Source organism: Rhizobium tumorigenes, assembly GCF_003240565.2.
GTDB lineage: Bacteria > Pseudomonadota > Alphaproteobacteria > Rhizobiales > Rhizobiaceae > Rhizobium > Rhizobium tumorigenes.
On the sequence record NZ_CP117255.1, the window covers coordinates 644,928 to 659,135 of the forward strand.

A 14,208-nucleotide genomic window follows, 5' to 3' on the forward strand; every position below is an offset into this window, starting at 1 on the left:
CATGCACCAATTCATGCGACGGATGGCAAGCGCAGGAAAGTTGCGCCGGCTTCACACCTTCGCGTCGTTTGTTGCGAATGGATTTGCCACTGAGATTTCTTCTTGATTCTCGCCTTCCATGAGGTCTTGTCTCGTGACGAAATTCGAAGGAGATCACCATGGCTGTCGATACATCGCCGCGTTCCACTACCTGGACCTATGTCGACGGCGAGTGGCTGCCCGGCAACCCGCCGCTGATCGGGCCCACCTCGCATGCGATGTGGCTGGCCTCGACAGTCTTCGACGGCGCCCGCTGGTTCGACGGCATAGCGCCCGATCTCGATCTGCATTGCCAGCGCGTCAACCGCTCGGCCCGCGCCATGGGCCTCGAACCGACCATGACTGCGGAGCAGATCGAGGCGCTGGCGCTGGAGGGCGTGAAGAAATTCGATGGTACTTCGGCGCTCTACATCAAGCCGATGTACTGGGGCGAGCACGGGATGCCGACCAGCGTCGTCGCGGTCGATCCGGCCTCGACCCGCTTTGCGCTCTGCCTGTTCGAAGCGCCGATGAACAATGCCAAGCCGCAGTCCCTGACCGTCTCGCCCTATCGCCGCCCGTCGCCTGAGACGGCGATGACCGAGGCCAAGACCGGCTCGCTCTACCCGAACAGCGGCCGGATGATCGTTGAAGCCCGTAGCCGTGGCTTCGACAATGCGCTTGCCTGCGACATGAACGGGAATGTCGCCGAGACGGCATCCTCCAACGTCTTCATGGTCAAGGACGGAGCCGTATATACGCCCGTCGCCAACCGCACCTTTCTGGCCGGCATCACCCGCGAGCGGATCATCGGCCTGCTCCGCCAGGCCGGCTTCGACGTTCGCGAGACGACGTTATCCGTTGCCGACTTCATGGGATCGGACGAGGTCTTCACGACTGGAAACTATTCGAAGATCGTCGGCATCGACCGCCTCGATGGCCGCACGTTCGGCGAAGGACCGGTCGCCCGCAAGGCACTGGAGATTTACATGGACTGGGCCCATTCGCGCAAAGCCACCGACGAATGATCGGCCAATCTTCAGACGCATGAAGAAGAGTTGGCAGCGAGGCGCAATGGCCACCGCCCGCTGAAGGCAAGCAGAGGCATAGTGCGAAACCCTATTTCGCCCGCCCGACGGTCTTGCCCTTCGTCTGCCAGAGCGCATGTACCTCCTGCCAGTCCGGCACGCGGTCGGCATAGAAACCCAACGTCTTGCCGGTCGCAATCGAACCGAACGCCCTCATCGCTTTCAGATGCGCGCCGGCGACGAGATAGCGGCGCATGGCGGCCTCGTCTTTCCAAACCGTCAGCGTATGATGGACGCCGTCTATCTGTCTTGCAGCCGTTGAGATGTTTCCCTCTGCCTTCTGCGCCTGCAGCATAGAGGGGATGGCGTGCCACCAGAAGCGCGGCAGATGACGCCGTGCCTTGATCTGGAGGCCCGTAATCGACACGTAGACCATCGTTCCGTCCATGATTGCTCCCGTCCGCGAGGCCTGCTGGCTCTTATCTAGACACTGTAAAGATATATGACATCCATCCCGGCCTCTCGTCAAGGGCGATCTTGTCGGTGTAAGGATGGCGGATGACACAGACCTATCATCACGGAGCGCTTCGTCCGGCGCTGCTTGCCGCGGCAGAGGCGATCCTCGACCGCGACGGTATTGAAGCCCTGACGTTGCGGGCAGCGGCACGCGAGGCTGGAGTCTCCCATGCGGCACCGTCCCATCATTTCGGCGACATCACCGGCCTGCTGACCGAGTTGGCGGAAGGAGGCTTCGTCCGACTGCGGCAGGCTCTCGAGAAGCATCTGGCCGAACCGGACGCACTCAAGCGAGTTCGGGCACTGGCGCACGGTTACGTCGCCTTCGCCAGGGCCCATCCCGGGATATTCCTGCTGATGTTCCGCTCGGAGCGGCTGGACTGGTCTTCCCCGGCGCTGGCGACGGCAGGCGTCGCCGCCTTCGCCCTGTTGACCCCGGACCAGTCAGGCCTGGCACCTGATCAATCCGGATTTGTGCCGGACGCCACGCCGCAAAACTTCGAGACCTTGGTGCTGGCCAGCACACGCTGGTCGCTGATGCACGGGCTGGCCACCCTGCTGATAGACGGCCGGCTCGGCGCGATGGCGGAAAAGACGCCGGATGCGGATCTCGAGCGGCTGGTCGAGGCGGTGATCCGCAGTGGCCTCCGGGCCTGATGGAGGCGCTTGTCAGACTGTTTGCCAAATTCCCCGTTGCACAACGGAAGAAAATGCATTTTCCTGACGACCAAGCCGATGTTTCCGAGTTTCGTCTGCACCGTAATGTGCCGGAGAGGGGGGAAGGTTCATGAAGAGCAACCGAGCCAGCCTGGAAGAAATCCGAGGATTTTTCGCCAAGCGCATGGCCGCCGTCAGCCTGTCCCGCGATCCACGCCTCGAGCGTGTCTTCGAGCTCGTTCCCCGCGAAGTCTTTCTCGGCCCGGGGCCGTGGCACGTCTGGGTAGAGGGCAGCAACTACCTGGAAACGCCGAGCGCCGATCCCGTCTATCTCTATGAGAACAACCTTGTCGCCTTGGATGCAGCAAAAGGCATCAACAATGGCGAGCCTTTCCTGCATGCCTCGTGGATCGGAGCGGTCGCCCCGCAGCGCGGCGAAAGCGTAACCCATATCGGCGCGGGTACTGGATACTACACGGCCATCCTGGCGCTCCTCACAGTGCCGGACGGCAAGGTCACCGCTTTCGAACGGGAAACCCATCTCGCCGACAGAGCGCGGCTCAATCTCCAGCCCTTCGAAGGCGTCACCGTCGTCAATGCCAACGCCACGCAAGCAGCAATGCCGATGTCCGACGTCATCTACGTCAATGCCGGCGTTGCCGCACCCCCGGTTGCCTGGCTGCAGGCGCTGAAGCCAGGCGGGCGGCTGATTTTCCCCTGGCGACCGACGCAGGGTGTCGGATTGACGTTGCTCATCCGCGCCGATGCAAATGGCTTCAGCGTCGCCCCGCAGAGACCGTCGTGGTTCATTCCCTGCATTGGCGCATCCGATGAGATCGTCGCGACGCGGACGCCACAAAGCGCATCGGAGGCGCGGTCCGTCCGCTCTGTCTGGACCACGGCCGCAAGGGTGCCGGACGACACCGCCATTGCCGTCTATCCCGATGTCTGGTTTTCCAGCGATATCCCGCAACCTGCCTGAGTGGCTTTGCGTGCGGTGACATTCTTGCAATTAAAGCCGCCGCCTGACGCTCTCGCGTGCTATGCTCTGCGGGAGACCTGCGATGCCACGCTCCCGCAGGCAGCTTTTCCGGACGCACGGGGACACGAGGCGATGGCGCTTCGGCCCCCGATTTTTCAAGGCGACCGGGCCGTTTTCAGAAGGTAGTCCGATGTCGCTTACGTTTCCCAATGCCAGCCGCAGCTATGACGAACCCGGTCGCCGCGTTCGCTTCCTCGGTCACGACGGCATGTTCCAGGTACAGCTTTTCGTCGATGTCGACGTGTTTGCCGGCGCCAATTCCGAGGCCGGCTATCTCGCCGCCTTCGACGCCAAGCGCAGCGGCATCCAGGCCGTCGCCACCAAGGCCTACGCAGCCACTCGCCGCAGCTCCTACATCCTGACGTCGAAGGATTTCAGGTAGTATTCGATCGAGGCGGCCCATCGGATACCTCTGAAATGAGGCCCATCTTGTCTGGTCGAAATTTCGAGGTTATAGTGCTTATGGAGTGAGGGATAAGCTTTCGCCCACCCCTCTCTTCGCCAGACTAGCAATTGGAACCGGGCATTCACTTGCCAGCCTGTCCGGTTTTTCCTGACTGTTAGCGTGATACTAAATGGTATCCACCACATAGATCATCTCCAGTTTACAGCGAGGCCTTCGCTTGGTCGGAGAAGCCCATCGTCTCCGATACGCCAGCTGGTCTGGCGCCTCTGCTTCCGCTGTAACCCCGGCCTTGCTGGCAATGCTTTTGCCGTCAAGTTGAGATTAGCTTAGAAGTAAACGCGCTTAGATTGCAATATTGTTTTGCGGACGGGCGGTATTGCTTATATCGTTTCCAGAAAACCGTTGAGCCCTCTCAGGCTGCACCTCTCCTTTCATGTCGCGGCCGAACTATCCAGCTGTAGACCGCGCCGGCCGACAGCAGCACGCAGGTGCCGAGAAATACCGCGCGCATGCCGATATGGCCGCCAACGAAGCCGCCGAGCACCGGGCCGACCACCTGGCCGACGAACTGCGACGAGGTCGACAGGCCGAGGATGCCGCCGGCTGCGGCATCGGGAACGCTGTGGCGGATGACGGCAGCGATGCAGGGCAGCAGTCCGCCGAGCGCCACGCCCATCAGGAAACGCAGGATAATCAGCTGCCAGGCGCTGGTAACGAAGGCCTGCGGTATCAACAGCAGCGCGGCGATGCCGAGCGCGCCTGATATCACCGGCCAGTGGCCGATGCGGTCGGCGAGCTTGCCCAGCCACGAGGCCGAAAGTACGCTTCCCAGCGCCGCTACCGACATCACCACGCCCGATATCAGCGTCAGCTTCGTCTGGTCGTCGATCAGGTCTGCAACATAGACGGTGATGATCGGCTCGATCGACATGTTGGCGAGCATCAACAGCATGCCGGTTGCCAGCATGGCGATGACCGGCCGCTTGTCCTCGATCGAGCGCCAGCCACCGCTGGCCTTGGCGGCTTGTCTGCGGGAGGCCGATTTCTCTTCCTTGATCAACAACATGGTGGCAAGGAAGGTCAGGAAGATCACTCCGCCGGCCGCAAGGAACGTGTTGCGGATGCCGATGATTGCCGGCAGCGCGCCACCGATCAGCGGCCCCACCAGATTGCCGGCCATGATCCCCGACGACACCATGCCGAGCGCCCAGGCGACGCGATGCTTTGGCGTCTGCGTGGCCACAAGCACCATCGACCCCGACGCATAGCCGCCGGCAAGCCCGGTGAACAGCCGCAGCGCCACCAGCTGCCAGACGCTGTCGACCATGCCCATCAGGCCGATGGCGAGGGTCATGCCGAGGCTGGCGCGCACCAGCATCAGCTTGCGGCCGTAGATATCGCCGAGCCTGCCCCAGATCGGCGCGACGAAGGCTGCGGCAAAGAAGGTGGCGCCATAGGCGATGCCCGACCACTGGACGATTCCGGCCTTGTCGCTGACGCCGAGCTCTTCGACATAGAGCGGCAAAAACGGCAGCAGCAGCGTCATCGCGACGATGGTGGTGAAGGAGCCGACGAGGCAGACGATCATGTTGCGCATCCAGTGCGCCGTGACATCCTCGCTCGCGGTCTTGCTCATGTCCGTCCCGGTCATTCCCTGGCCCTGGCATTCAATGTGTAGAGCAGCTCGGCGCTGCCGCTCGACAGGATATGGCCATCGGCGGCCCGCAGCAGGTCGGCCCGGGTGAACGCGTCCGGCAGGCTGAGGTGCTCGACATCCAGCGCGTAGACGGTGACGCGGTAGTGGTGGACGCGCTGGTCGTTCCAGGGTGGGCAGGCGCCGTGATAGCCGCCCTGCGGGCCGTTCTTCAGCGAGCCCTCGCCAAATCCGTTCTGTCCTCGCCGGCCGTGGTCGGTGCGTTTCAGCGGCAGTCCCGCCTTGGTCACGCCGTTGCCGTCGATTGCCTCGGGCAGGTGGCTGAAGTCGGAGGGAATGTCGGCCAGCACCCAATGGACGAATTCCTCGCGCGGCGCGGTCTCGGCGATCACGACGTCATCCTTGTTGAAGCCGCTGCGATCGACGGGCACGTCGGGATCGACCATGGCGACGGCATAGGATTTCGTGCCCGCCGGGCCCTTCGACCACGACAGCGACGGGCTCTCGTTGCGTCCCGGCCTGAGCTTGCCCTGACGCACGACGCAGGCAGCATTTGCCGGCGGCAGCATACGTCCGGGCTCGGCCTTGCCGAAGCTGACCGCAAGATCGGCGGCAAAGGCCGGCACTGCCGAGGCGGGGAGAATGAGGCCAGCCACGGCGGCAAGCACAATGGCACCCGGAAATCTGTTGGTGGTTCGCATGGAAGCCCCTTTGGTGGATCGCTGGACACTGGCTAACAGATCGCCGGCCCGACCATGAGCACGGAAACGCTCGATTGGAAGTCTGAAACGCTTAAATCGGCTCCGTCGTGCCGTGCTGGATGAGCGCCCGCCGGCGTTCTGCAAAGCGCCTGGGCGAGCGGTAGCCTGTCGCCAGCGCCGCTTCCCGCAAGCTGAGCCCGTCCTCCGCCAGCATCGCTTCGGCAAGTGCCATGCGCTCGCCGGCAATCACGGCACGGAGCGAGGTGCCCTCCATCCCCAGTCGCCGGCGCAGGGTCGCATTGCTGGTGCCGAGCTCGGTGGCGATCAGGTCGGCAGTCCAGGCCCGGTCGGGCTGCCAGCGCACCAACGCCCGGATGGCATCGGTCGTGGTATCCGCCCGCGTGGGCAGGGCGCCGCGCATTGCCAGAACCATCAGGATTTCCAGCACCCGGTGTTCGGCAATCACCGTCGGCAGATTGCCGTCCATGATCCCGTCGCCGGCATGGCGGATCGTCTCGGCAAGGGTCGCATCGAGCGCGATGTGAGGAAGCGCCGGCCGCCGCAGCGGAGAGAGGCCGGACTCTGCCCGGCGCACCAGCGCATCCGGGAAGTCGATGAAGATGGCGCGGTACGCGCCGCTTGCCGGATCCGGATCGTTGACGACCTCGCCGCGCCAACCGGGCGGCAGCACCAGCACCGTGCCGGCATCGAGACGCTGATGGCGGCCCATGCTGAGCACTTCCTTGCTGCCCTCGACGATAACCACGACCGACAGCCGCGAAAAGGCGGCGCCGGCGATGCGCTCGCGCCGATGGGTGACGAAGGAGAACAGCGACGACGCGGCATTCCGGTCGGAGAGTGGCGTAATCGGCCTGCGATCTTCAGCCACCAGGCGGTGCAGGCGCTCGAGAATGAGACGGAATTCGGACATGTCAGGCTCCAGGCGGGAGCCGATATCTACGCCGACGTTTCGCGGGATGCCAAGGCCGGATAGGGCGTCAAACGGCGTCTTTTCGGCATGTCGAAGCGAATTGGCGACAGGCTGTCGCTGCCGCGCCTTTGCCAAGGATGGAACCGACCGCCGCCGGCAAATGTTACCGCTGCGTCAGGAAAACGCGAAAAGGACACCCCCATGACAGACGAAGACAAGATCTCGCCAGCCGCCCAGTCGCTGAAGCAGGAACAGGCGGACCAGCGCAAGACCGCCGCAAAGGGCGAGCTTGACACCGGACTGGAGGATAGCTTTCCGGCATCCGACCCGGTTGCCATGACGACAAGCAGCATTTCCGGCGGTCGCACCGACGTCGAGGAAGCGGAAAAGGTCAAGACCCAGGCGGAATAGTCACTGCTATCAGCCAAAACGCCGGTGCCGACCCGTCAGGCTCCGGGGCCTGAGAGCCCAGACGGCAGGACGGCATCGCGCAATTCGTCCTGTCCGGGCTGTCGGTCGGTAGCCTTGTGCAACAGTGTGGACGTGTAGCCACGCGTGCCGTTGCCCTCGATCATTGTCACGTCGGCATTGCCCGGATTGTCGGATCCTTCGAACCAGGCGACGGGATGCTGCAGGAAATTCATCTCGAAGGCGCGGTTGGTAACGCCGTGGCCGACGATCAATACGCTATCGTGGCCGTGCAGCGCCTCATGCATAACGGTCTGCAGGAACAGCCGCATGCGCTGCGCCACGTCGGCGCGGCTTTCGCCATCCGGTGGCCGCGCGTAAAACTTGGCGCCATTGCTGCGCAGCCGTGCCCACCGCTCGAACTCGTCCGGAAACTTCTGCCTTTGCTCAACATGGTCGTAGATCTCGGTGAAGACCCCGAAATCCTGCTCGCGCAACAGATAGTCTTCCCGCACCTTGCCGACGGTTGCCGCTGGCAACACCGTCAAAAGCGCATCCTTGCTCTGGCGCGTCCTGAGGAACGGCGAGAACCAGACACGCAGTTTCGGACGCTCGAACTCGGGAAGGCTGTCCAGGTATTTGGCAATCACGCCGCCAGCGTGCGCCACCTGACGATAGCCCCATTGGCTCAAGGGCACGTTGTGGTCGCCGAATTCACGGTAGGCATGGCCATCGAGGTTGCCGAGGGATTCGCCATGGCGAACGAGAAAGATGCGCATCAGCCGTTCCGCATTGTCAGCATGTCGCCACAGGCGGCGTGTTTCGGGACAAGGCTCAGAGCCGCCGGGACCAAAGCATCGCCACGACACCGCAGATAGCCGTGATGGCGCCGCGATAGACCCAGGGTCGCTGGTCGATCATGAAGCTGCTGGCGGGGTAGGGGAAGTAACCGCTGCCCTGTGCGGCCCAGATCACTCCGGCGATGAACAGCAACAGACCCAAAACAAACAACGCTTTTCTTGCCATCGTCCCATCCTCGCTTGAAAGGACGACATAGCAGTTCCTGTGCCCGATGCCTACCGTCACGATGGTGGTGAAGGCGCTGCTGACACAATCTGACAGTGGCAGCGTCTACTCCTGCGACATCGAGCAAGTCTCGGAAACGGCAAGGAGCACCACATGATTACCTGGTTACGCAGCGCGGCGATTGCGCCCGGCAAGGTCCCCGACGCATTCGCATTCGTCCACAAGGCAGCAAGGCTGATCGAAGAAAACCACGGCATCCGGATCGCTATCAGCCGGCCGCTCGCCGGAAATCCGACGCGGATATTCTGGTCTGCGCAGCACGAGGATCTTCAGGCCTTCGAGCGCGACCACCGGGCGATCAACACCGATGCCGCGTTTCTGCGATTGCTTGGCGAGGCCAGCAGCTGCTTCATTGCCGGCTCGACCCACGATGAAATTCTGCAGACGATTTGAGGATGCCACGATGACAGATGCCGGCGGCGCCAGCGCGGCTCAAATCAGGCTCCCGACCTCGATCGTCGGGTGGTCGGATGGGATCGCGATGGCTATGTCGGCATCTTCGAGCCCGGCCATGGCTACCGCCTTTGCGTCGGAAGTGCCGACGAGCGCAAGGCTGGGGTAGGCGCGGGCTCGAAGCGGTGTCTCGACAATGACCGAACGGCCCTTGAAAAAGAACAACATGGCACTCTCCTGTGGGCGTTGGCGATGCTTGACGAGGGGCTTCTGGCGCATGTCGTAGAGGCCGGCGACAGTTGGATGAGGACGCCCTTCAGGCGACCCGTCCGGAAATGCTGCCGGTCAAGGCCGCCGTTACTCGGCGGCGATATCCGGGACGATGTCATAGGCTTCGATATCGCGCTCCTGGCTGACGCGCTCCTGGGAGACTTCGTCGTTGCGCATCCGGTATTGCGGCGAGTTGTCCCGCACCGGCAGCAGGGCGATGATGCGGTAGGTATCGGCGGCACGGGGCGACAGGCCCTGGCGGCTCTTGAGGCGTACGGACTGGCCGATGGGGAAACGATGAACTGACATGGGCGCTTTTGCTCTCCGCCACGTCGCCGGTCGCCATCAGGGCGCCGTAGCGTGGTCTTTATCTCAAGGTCATGCACTGTGGCGAATGCCATCCGCGGCACCCGCCGGTCACAAGGCACCTTTCAAGACCAATCGGGACAACGTGCGATTGCTGCCCCTCCCTGCCTTTCCAGCCCCCAGTGATCGATGAGAGCATAGCATGATGCGCGCGACAGGCTAGACCTCTCGGCGGTTGCAGTAGTACCGAAGGCTTTGACACCCATGAACGCGCCAATCGAGCGCTAATACCGCGTTTCGCCCCGGCCGCGTCGGTGCTGAGACAACTTCAGGCTGAACACAGTCAATGTGCGGCCGCTGCGGGCGGCAACCCCTCAGGCGGCGAGCGACATGGCACGTCCTTCAGGCATTGGCCATGCGACGTGTTTGCCATGCTCCTGAAATACGGCGGATTTTTTCGGCAGGCACTCCGATTTTTAGCCTTTGCGCGGTTGCCTCGTGCGGGTTCCGCTCCTATGTTCCGCCTCACCTGCCAACAGGAGAACAAGACCATGGCTTTCGAATTGCCTGAACTTCCCTATGACTACGATGCGCTTTCCCCCTTCATGTCGAAGGAAACCCTCGAGTTTCACCACGACAAGCATCACAAGGCCTATGTCGACAACGGCAACAAGCTCGCCGCCGAAGCCGGCATGAGCGACCTGTCGGTCGAAGAGGTCGTCAAGAAGTCGTTCGGCACCAATGCCGGTCTCTTCAACAACGCTGCCCAGCACTACAACCACATCCATTTCTGGAAGTGGATGAAGAAGGGCGGCGGCGGCAACAAGCTGCCCGGCAAGCTGGAAGCAGCCTTCGCCTCCGATCTCGGCGGCTACGACAAGTTCAAGGCCGATTTCGCTGCTGCCGGCACGACGCAGTTCGGCTCCGGCTGGGCCTGGCTCTCCGTCAAGAACGGCAAGCTCGAAATCTCCAAGACCCCGAACGGCGAAAATCCGCTGGTCCACGGCGCAAGCCCAATCCTCGGCGTCGACGTCTGGGAACACTCCTATTACATCGACTACCGCAACGCCCGCCCGAAATATCTCGAGGCCTTCATCGACAGCCTGATCAACTGGGATCACGTGCTGGAAATGTACGAAACGGCAACCAAGTAATTCTCTCCGAACACCCCTAAAGCCCGGCCCCGCGCCGGGCTTTTTCCGTTTTGGCCGGCCTCCGCTGATCTCACCCTCTGGGGAAGATGTCCACATCCCCAGAGGGGGCAGCGCCCAAACGGACACAATGGTCTCTTCTCCGATCCTTTGCCGCGAACCCACAAAAACCCTGCTCGCGCGGCCCGCCACAAATCAGGCGCAGTTCAATTTAACCTTGCAGGCCGGCAGACCGGTTGTGCCAACCGTCTGCCCGGCCGCGAGACCTCGCGGCATACACGCACGGGGGATCGCCACCGCATGTCCAGCAAGCCGAGAATTGCAGTCCTTTTCGGGGGACGTTCCTCCGAGCACGAGGTCTCGCTCCTGTCCGCCGCCAATGTCGTCGACGCCATGGATCGCTCCCGATACGAGATCGTCCCCATCGCCGTCACCCGCAGCGGCGAATGGTTGCTGATCGACTGGGATAGCGAGACGATGCCATCGGCCGTGCCCGCAACCGGCACCGGCGTCTGCCTGCTGCCGGGCGGCCGCGGACGGATGATGGCGATGCCGCTAATGGGCGCGGCCTATGAACTGCGGCCGGTCTCCGTGGTGTTTCCGGTTCTGCATGGCCTGTTCGGCGAGGACGGCTCGGTGCAGGGTCATTGCGAGGTGGCCGATGTCGCCTATGTCGGCTGCGGTATTCTCGGCTCAGTCGCAGCGCTGGACAAGGACATCGCCAAGCGGTTGCTTGCGCAAGCGGGGCTTGCGGTTGCGCCCTCGGTGACGCTGCGGCGCGGCGAACCGGCGTCTTTCGAGGCGATCTCGGGGACGCTCGGTCTGCCTGTCTTCGTCAAGCCGGCCCGGCAGGGATCGTCGGTCGGCGTCGGCCGCGCGCGTACCTCCAACGAGTTCACCGGGGTCCTCAGCGACGCCTTCCGTCATGACGACAAAGTGCTGGTGGAAACCTTCGTGGACGGCCGCGAGATCGAATGTGCGGTGCTGGAGGATGCCGACGGCTCTCTGGTCGTCTCGCTCCCCGGCGAGATCGTGCCCGCCGAAAAGCACGGCTTCTACAGCTACGACGCCAAGTACATCGATGCCGACGGCGCCCAGGTCAAAGTACCTGCCGATCTGCCGGACCAAGTGGCCGCAGCCATCCGCGAAATCGCCCGCCGCGCCTTTCTGGCGCTCGGCTGCGAGGGCATGGCGCGCGTCGATGTCTTCCTGCAGGCCGACGGTACGATCACCATCAACGAGGTCAACACCATTCCCGGCTTCACCAATATCAGCATGTACCCGAAAGCCTTCGCCGCCAGCGGCATCGACAACACCGAACTCATCGACCGCCTCATCGCCCACGCCCTGCGCCGCGATAGCGCAAGGCGGTCTGTGGCATGATTGAGAGCTAGGGGGGCGGCGGCTTTGGCGGTTGCCCCCCGTGTTTGCACCCTGCCGGGACATCAGAATGCTTGCGTTTCATGCTAGCATTTGCTATCCTTATTCATGAACAGCAGGCATCGCAGAACCCTGGTCGCCCTTTTCAAGGATCCGGTGCAAGGCACGATCGCCTGGGCCGACCTAGAGGCGCTTTTGCTGGCGTCCGGATGCCGGGTTGTCGAAGGCAGCGGTTCGCGTGTCCGCTTTGAAAAAGATGGAAAGCTAGCTTTTTTTCATCGGCCGCACCCCGTCAAGGAAGCCAAGCGATATCAGGTCAGGGATGCGCGGCTCTATTTGCAGGAACTGGGAGTAACACCATGAGTATCCTCACCTACAAGGGCTATTCTGCACGCATCGCCTTTGATGCGGAAGACGAGATATTTTTCGGTAACATTGCCGGCGTGCCTGACGTCATCGGTTTTCATGCCGACAGCGTTGCCGCTCTCAAGAAGGCTTTTCACGAGGCGGTCGACGATTATGTCGAAACCTGCCGGAAGCTCGGGCGGGCGCCCCACAAGCCCTATTCCGGCAAGATGATGTTTCGCGTCGATCCCGAGATCCACGCCCGTGCCGCAAAGGCCGCAGAACTTGCGGGAAAAAGTCTCAATCAATGGGCCGAAGAGGTTCTGGACAAGGCCTCTGTACGCTGAACACTTAATCTCAAACGAGGAACCGGAGGCCGTATTGGGAGACGCAAGCTCCGCTCCGCCTCCAGGCCAGAGCTTGCCTTATCCTCTTTTGGACCCTCGGGCGACCCAATCCACATCACCTTCATCCGATCGCCTGCAAATACCGCATCCCCGTCACCGGGCGGGGGGTGAAGTCCAGCTGTTCGTAGAAGCGGTGGGCGGCGACGTTGCCGGTGGCGGCGCTGACCGAGAGGTAGCGGCAACCGGCCTTGCGGGCGGTCTCGCGGGCGCGGTCGACGAGGTGCTGGCCGATGCCGTGGCCGCGATGGCCGTCGCGCACGAAGAGATGATGCAGGTCCATGCCGCGCTGGCCTTCCTGCGCCTTATAGAGCGGCACGAGGATGGCGTATCCGAGGAGGCCTTCGGCGGAATCGGCAACCAGCGCCGAGATCCACGGCAGGGGGCCGAAGAGATCGCGTTCCAGCTGCTCGGGCGTCGTCGCGGCCGCATCGCCGTGATGGGCTGCCAGCAGGCTGATCATCGCGTTGAGGTCTGGCAGGTCCTCGTGCCTGGCGGCACGAATGGTCAGCACCGGAGGTCTCAGGAGAGATATTTCACTGTCTTCGAGCATGGTCTGCGTCCTGTGTGGAGTGCCGTCAGGACGCTGTCGCATACAACAAAGCCGCCTGACGGCGGCTTGTTGACAAATATGATCTGCCGGCCGCCCTTCTAGAGGTACAGCCAAAAGTACGAGCGGGTGATGAGCGCGTGCGTGATCATGGGGGAAGGGATGATCTGAAATGGTGGGGATGTCAAGGGGAGGGGGTGATTAGTGAGTAGTGAGTAGTGAGTAGAGGCAGTAGGCGTTAGGCAGTAGGCAGTAGGATTTGAGCATTAGGTAGGCGCTTTGAAAATAAGTAGCAGACATTTTTAGATCAGCAGTAATAGGCAATAAGCGCATTCAAGTTGCCTTAAAATATTGATAGCGACTTGCGTCAACACTTTGGTGGAAATAGATACTGCCTACTGCCTACTGCCTACTGCCTACTCACTACTCACTACTCACTACTCACTAATCACTAATCGCTAGAAGCCACCCCCACCAACATGCTCCGTCTCGCAAAGACCGTGGTCGGAGAGAGCTCGGATGACGTAGCAGTCTTCTATGCTGTGGCCGTTGCAATGGGAGACGATGCGTTCCAGTTCGTTTTCCAGCTTCTTCAGGCGGGCGATCTTTTCGCGGACGTCGGCAAGGTGCTCGCGGGCGATCTGGTCGGCATCGCGGCAGGGGCGTTCCGGATGCTGGCTGAGGGTGATCAGGCCGCGGATCGCCTCGACTGTCAGGCCGAGATCGCGGCCATGGCGGATAAAAGCCAGCCGCTCCACATCGGTCTCGCCGTAGCGCCGCTGGTTGCTGTCGCTGCGCTCGGGCGCGTCGAGCAGCCCGACCTGCTCGTAGTAGCGGATGGTCGGCACCTTGACGCCGGCGCGCTTCGACAATGTCCCGATCGACAGCATGGCGAAATTTCCTCTTGTTCCTCTAGTCGCTAGAGGGATTAGATAGGATGTCACACAGGTTCTGGCAACTAA

Annotated in this window: 20 protein-coding genes; 10 read left to right on the forward strand and 10 right to left on the reverse strand. The window is 62.3% G+C overall.

All coding sequences use genetic code 11. The annotated features are described in order from the left end of the window. Positions 1-158: 158 nt before the first annotated feature. The gene (locus PR017_RS03150; RefSeq protein ID WP_111220235.1) at positions 159-1,046 is read left to right on the forward strand and encodes a branched-chain amino acid aminotransferase; all 888 of its coding nucleotides are present in this window, start codon (positions 159-161) and stop codon (positions 1,044-1,046) included. Between the two features lie 91 nt (positions 1,047-1,137). Here PR017_RS03150 and PR017_RS03155 read toward each other — a convergent pair whose 3' ends face one another. Further along, on the reverse strand, positions 1,138-1,494 hold the full coding sequence (locus PR017_RS03155; protein ID WP_206423171.1) for a hypothetical protein: 357 nt from the start codon (positions 1,492-1,494) through the stop codon (positions 1,138-1,140). A gap of 110 nt (positions 1,495-1,604) precedes the next feature. On the opposite strand from PR017_RS03155, the gene PR017_RS03160 reads away from it, so the two are divergent. The 3 genes from PR017_RS03160 to PR017_RS03170 all read left to right on the forward strand — a co-directional run bounded on the left by PR017_RS03160 (position 1,605) and on the right by PR017_RS03170 (position 3,643). Then, a complete protein-coding gene (locus tag PR017_RS03160; RefSeq protein ID WP_111220237.1) occupies positions 1,605-2,219 on the forward strand; it encodes a TetR/AcrR family transcriptional regulator in 615 nt (204 codons plus the stop codon). A gap of 130 nt (positions 2,220-2,349) precedes the next feature. Beyond that, positions 2,350-3,201, forward strand: a complete 852-nt coding sequence (locus tag PR017_RS03165) for a protein-L-isoaspartate O-methyltransferase family protein (protein WP_111220239.1) — start codon at positions 2,350-2,352, stop codon at positions 3,199-3,201. Between the two features lie 190 nt (positions 3,202-3,391). After that, on the forward strand, positions 3,392-3,643 hold the full coding sequence (locus tag PR017_RS03170) for a DUF1488 family protein (protein ID WP_111220761.1): 252 nt from the start codon (positions 3,392-3,394) through the stop codon (positions 3,641-3,643). Between the two features lie 436 nt (positions 3,644-4,079). Here the strand turns inward: PR017_RS03170 and PR017_RS03175 are convergent, their stop codons facing one another. The 3 genes from PR017_RS03175 to PR017_RS03185 form a co-directional block, all read right to left on the reverse strand. Then, entirely contained in the window at positions 4,080-5,303 is a 1,224-nt protein-coding gene (locus tag PR017_RS03175; protein ID WP_111220762.1) for an MFS transporter, read from the reverse strand. A gap of 11 nt (positions 5,304-5,314) precedes the next feature. After that, a complete protein-coding gene (locus tag PR017_RS03180) occupies positions 5,315-6,022 on the reverse strand; it encodes a YbhB/YbcL family Raf kinase inhibitor-like protein (RefSeq protein WP_111220242.1) in 708 nt (235 codons plus the stop codon). Between the two features lie 91 nt (positions 6,023-6,113). Next, a complete protein-coding gene (locus tag PR017_RS03185; protein WP_111220763.1) occupies positions 6,114-6,953 on the reverse strand; it encodes a helix-turn-helix transcriptional regulator in 840 nt (279 codons plus the stop codon). Positions 6,954-7,154: 201 nt separating this feature from the next. On the opposite strand from PR017_RS03185, the gene PR017_RS03190 reads away from it, so the two are divergent. Continuing rightward, positions 7,155-7,364, forward strand: a complete 210-nt coding sequence (locus tag PR017_RS03190; protein WP_111220244.1) for a hypothetical protein — start codon at positions 7,155-7,157, stop codon at positions 7,362-7,364. Between the two features lie 35 nt (positions 7,365-7,399). Here the strand turns inward: PR017_RS03190 and PR017_RS03195 are convergent, their stop codons facing one another. Both PR017_RS03195 and PR017_RS03200 read right to left on the reverse strand, forming a co-directional pair. Further along, a complete protein-coding gene (locus tag PR017_RS03195; protein WP_111220246.1) occupies positions 7,400-8,140 on the reverse strand; it encodes a histidine phosphatase family protein in 741 nt (246 codons plus the stop codon). Positions 8,141-8,195: 55 nt separating this feature from the next. Continuing rightward, complete coding sequence (locus PR017_RS03200; RefSeq protein WP_111220248.1) at positions 8,196-8,387, reverse strand: hypothetical protein; 192 nt, start codon at positions 8,385-8,387, stop codon at positions 8,196-8,198. Positions 8,388-8,540: 153 nt separating this feature from the next. Here PR017_RS03200 and PR017_RS03205 point away from each other — a divergent pair, with 153 nt between their 5' ends. Further along, a complete protein-coding gene (locus PR017_RS03205) occupies positions 8,541-8,840 on the forward strand; it encodes a hypothetical protein (RefSeq protein WP_111220250.1) in 300 nt (99 codons plus the stop codon). Positions 8,841-8,879: 39 nt separating this feature from the next. On the opposite strand, the gene PR017_RS03210 is transcribed toward PR017_RS03205, so the two are convergent. Together PR017_RS03210 and PR017_RS03215 are read right to left on the reverse strand one after the other, a co-directional pair. After that, positions 8,880-9,068 carry a hypothetical protein gene (locus PR017_RS03210; protein ID WP_111220252.1) on the reverse strand — a complete coding sequence of 63 codons (189 nt, stop codon included), beginning with the start codon at positions 9,066-9,068 and terminating at the stop codon, positions 8,880-8,882. Positions 9,069-9,197: 129 nt separating this feature from the next. Beyond that, positions 9,198-9,419 (reverse strand): hypothetical protein, encoded by a 222-nt coding sequence (locus tag PR017_RS03215; protein WP_111220254.1) that lies wholly within the window; start codon positions 9,417-9,419, stop codon positions 9,198-9,200. A 548-nt stretch (positions 9,420-9,967) separates the two neighbouring features. On the opposite strand from PR017_RS03215, the gene PR017_RS03220 reads away from it, so the two are divergent. The 4 genes from PR017_RS03220 to PR017_RS03235 all read left to right on the forward strand — a co-directional run bounded on the left by PR017_RS03220 (position 9,968) and on the right by PR017_RS03235 (position 12,639). Continuing rightward, positions 9,968-10,570, forward strand: coding sequence for a superoxide dismutase (locus tag PR017_RS03220; RefSeq protein ID WP_111220256.1), 603 nt, complete (start codon positions 9,968-9,970; stop codon positions 10,568-10,570). 297 nt (positions 10,571-10,867) lie between these two features. Continuing rightward, complete coding sequence (locus tag PR017_RS03225; protein WP_111220258.1) at positions 10,868-11,950, forward strand: D-alanine--D-alanine ligase family protein; 1,083 nt, start codon at positions 10,868-10,870, stop codon at positions 11,948-11,950. A 153-nt stretch (positions 11,951-12,103) separates the two neighbouring features. After that, the gene (locus tag PR017_RS03230) at positions 12,104-12,310 is read left to right on the forward strand and encodes a type II toxin-antitoxin system HicA family toxin (RefSeq protein WP_240538990.1); all 207 of its coding nucleotides are present in this window, start codon (positions 12,104-12,106) and stop codon (positions 12,308-12,310) included. Continuing rightward, complete coding sequence (locus PR017_RS03235; RefSeq protein WP_111220262.1) at positions 12,307-12,639, forward strand: type II toxin-antitoxin system HicB family antitoxin; 333 nt, start codon at positions 12,307-12,309, stop codon at positions 12,637-12,639. Before PR017_RS03230 ends, PR017_RS03235 begins: the two co-directional genes overlap by 4 nt. Before the next feature lie 121 nt (positions 12,640-12,760). Here PR017_RS03235 and PR017_RS03240 read toward each other — a convergent pair whose 3' ends face one another. Both PR017_RS03240 and PR017_RS03245 read right to left on the reverse strand, forming a co-directional pair. Beyond that, positions 12,761-13,249, reverse strand: coding sequence for a GNAT family N-acetyltransferase (locus PR017_RS03240; RefSeq protein ID WP_111220264.1), 489 nt, complete (start codon positions 13,247-13,249; stop codon positions 12,761-12,763). Between the two features lie 455 nt (positions 13,250-13,704). Next, positions 13,705-14,136 carry a MerR family transcriptional regulator gene (locus PR017_RS03245; RefSeq protein ID WP_111220266.1) on the reverse strand — a complete coding sequence of 144 codons (432 nt, stop codon included), beginning with the start codon at positions 14,134-14,136 and terminating at the stop codon, positions 13,705-13,707. Between the last annotated feature and the right edge of the window lie 72 nt (positions 14,137-14,208).

Bases quoted from the DNA above. Each gene is read 5' to 3' on its own strand.
- PR017_RS03190 (WP_111220244.1), top strand. From the start codon at position 7,155: ATGACAGACGAAGACAAGATCTCGCCAGCCGCCCAGTCGCTGAAGCAG.
- PR017_RS03180 (WP_111220242.1), bottom strand. From the start codon at position 6,022: ATGCGAACCACCAACAGATTTCCGGGTGCCATTGTGCTTGCCGCCGTG.
- PR017_RS03200 (WP_111220248.1), bottom strand. From the start codon at position 8,387: ATGGCAAGAAAAGCGTTGTTTGTTTTGGGTCTGTTGCTGTTCATCGCC.
- PR017_RS03175 (WP_111220762.1), bottom strand. From the start codon at position 5,303: ATGAGCAAGACCGCGAGCGAGGATGTCACGGCGCACTGGATGCGCAAC.
- PR017_RS03205 (WP_111220250.1), top strand. From the start codon at position 8,541: ATGATTACCTGGTTACGCAGCGCGGCGATTGCGCCCGGCAAGGTCCCC.
- PR017_RS03160 (WP_111220237.1), top strand. From the start codon at position 1,605: ATGACACAGACCTATCATCACGGAGCGCTTCGTCCGGCGCTGCTTGCC.
- PR017_RS03210 (WP_111220252.1), bottom strand. From the start codon at position 9,068: ATGTTGTTCTTTTTCAAGGGCCGTTCGGTCATTGTCGAGACACCGCTT.
- PR017_RS03225 (WP_111220258.1), top strand. From the start codon at position 10,868: ATGTCCAGCAAGCCGAGAATTGCAGTCCTTTTCGGGGGACGTTCCTCC.
- PR017_RS03235 (WP_111220262.1), top strand. From the start codon at position 12,307: ATGAGTATCCTCACCTACAAGGGCTATTCTGCACGCATCGCCTTTGAT.
- PR017_RS03215 (WP_111220254.1), bottom strand. From the start codon at position 9,419: ATGTCAGTTCATCGTTTCCCCATCGGCCAGTCCGTACGCCTCAAGAGC.
- PR017_RS03150 (WP_111220235.1), top strand. From the start codon at position 159: ATGGCTGTCGATACATCGCCGCGTTCCACTACCTGGACCTATGTCGAC.
- PR017_RS03165 (WP_111220239.1), top strand. From the start codon at position 2,350: ATGAAGAGCAACCGAGCCAGCCTGGAAGAAATCCGAGGATTTTTCGCC.
- PR017_RS03185 (WP_111220763.1), bottom strand. From the start codon at position 6,953: ATGTCCGAATTCCGTCTCATTCTCGAGCGCCTGCACCGCCTGGTGGCT.
- PR017_RS03245 (WP_111220266.1), bottom strand. From the start codon at position 14,136: ATGCTGTCGATCGGGACATTGTCGAAGCGCGCCGGCGTCAAGGTGCCG.
- PR017_RS03170 (WP_111220761.1), top strand. From the start codon at position 3,392: ATGTCGCTTACGTTTCCCAATGCCAGCCGCAGCTATGACGAACCCGGT.
- PR017_RS03155 (WP_206423171.1), bottom strand. From the start codon at position 1,494: ATGGACGGAACGATGGTCTACGTGTCGATTACGGGCCTCCAGATCAAG.
- PR017_RS03220 (WP_111220256.1), top strand. From the start codon at position 9,968: ATGGCTTTCGAATTGCCTGAACTTCCCTATGACTACGATGCGCTTTCC.
- PR017_RS03240 (WP_111220264.1), bottom strand. From the start codon at position 13,249: ATGCTCGAAGACAGTGAAATATCTCTCCTGAGACCTCCGGTGCTGACC.
- PR017_RS03195 (WP_111220246.1), bottom strand. From the start codon at position 8,140: ATGCGCATCTTTCTCGTTCGCCATGGCGAATCCCTCGGCAACCTCGAT.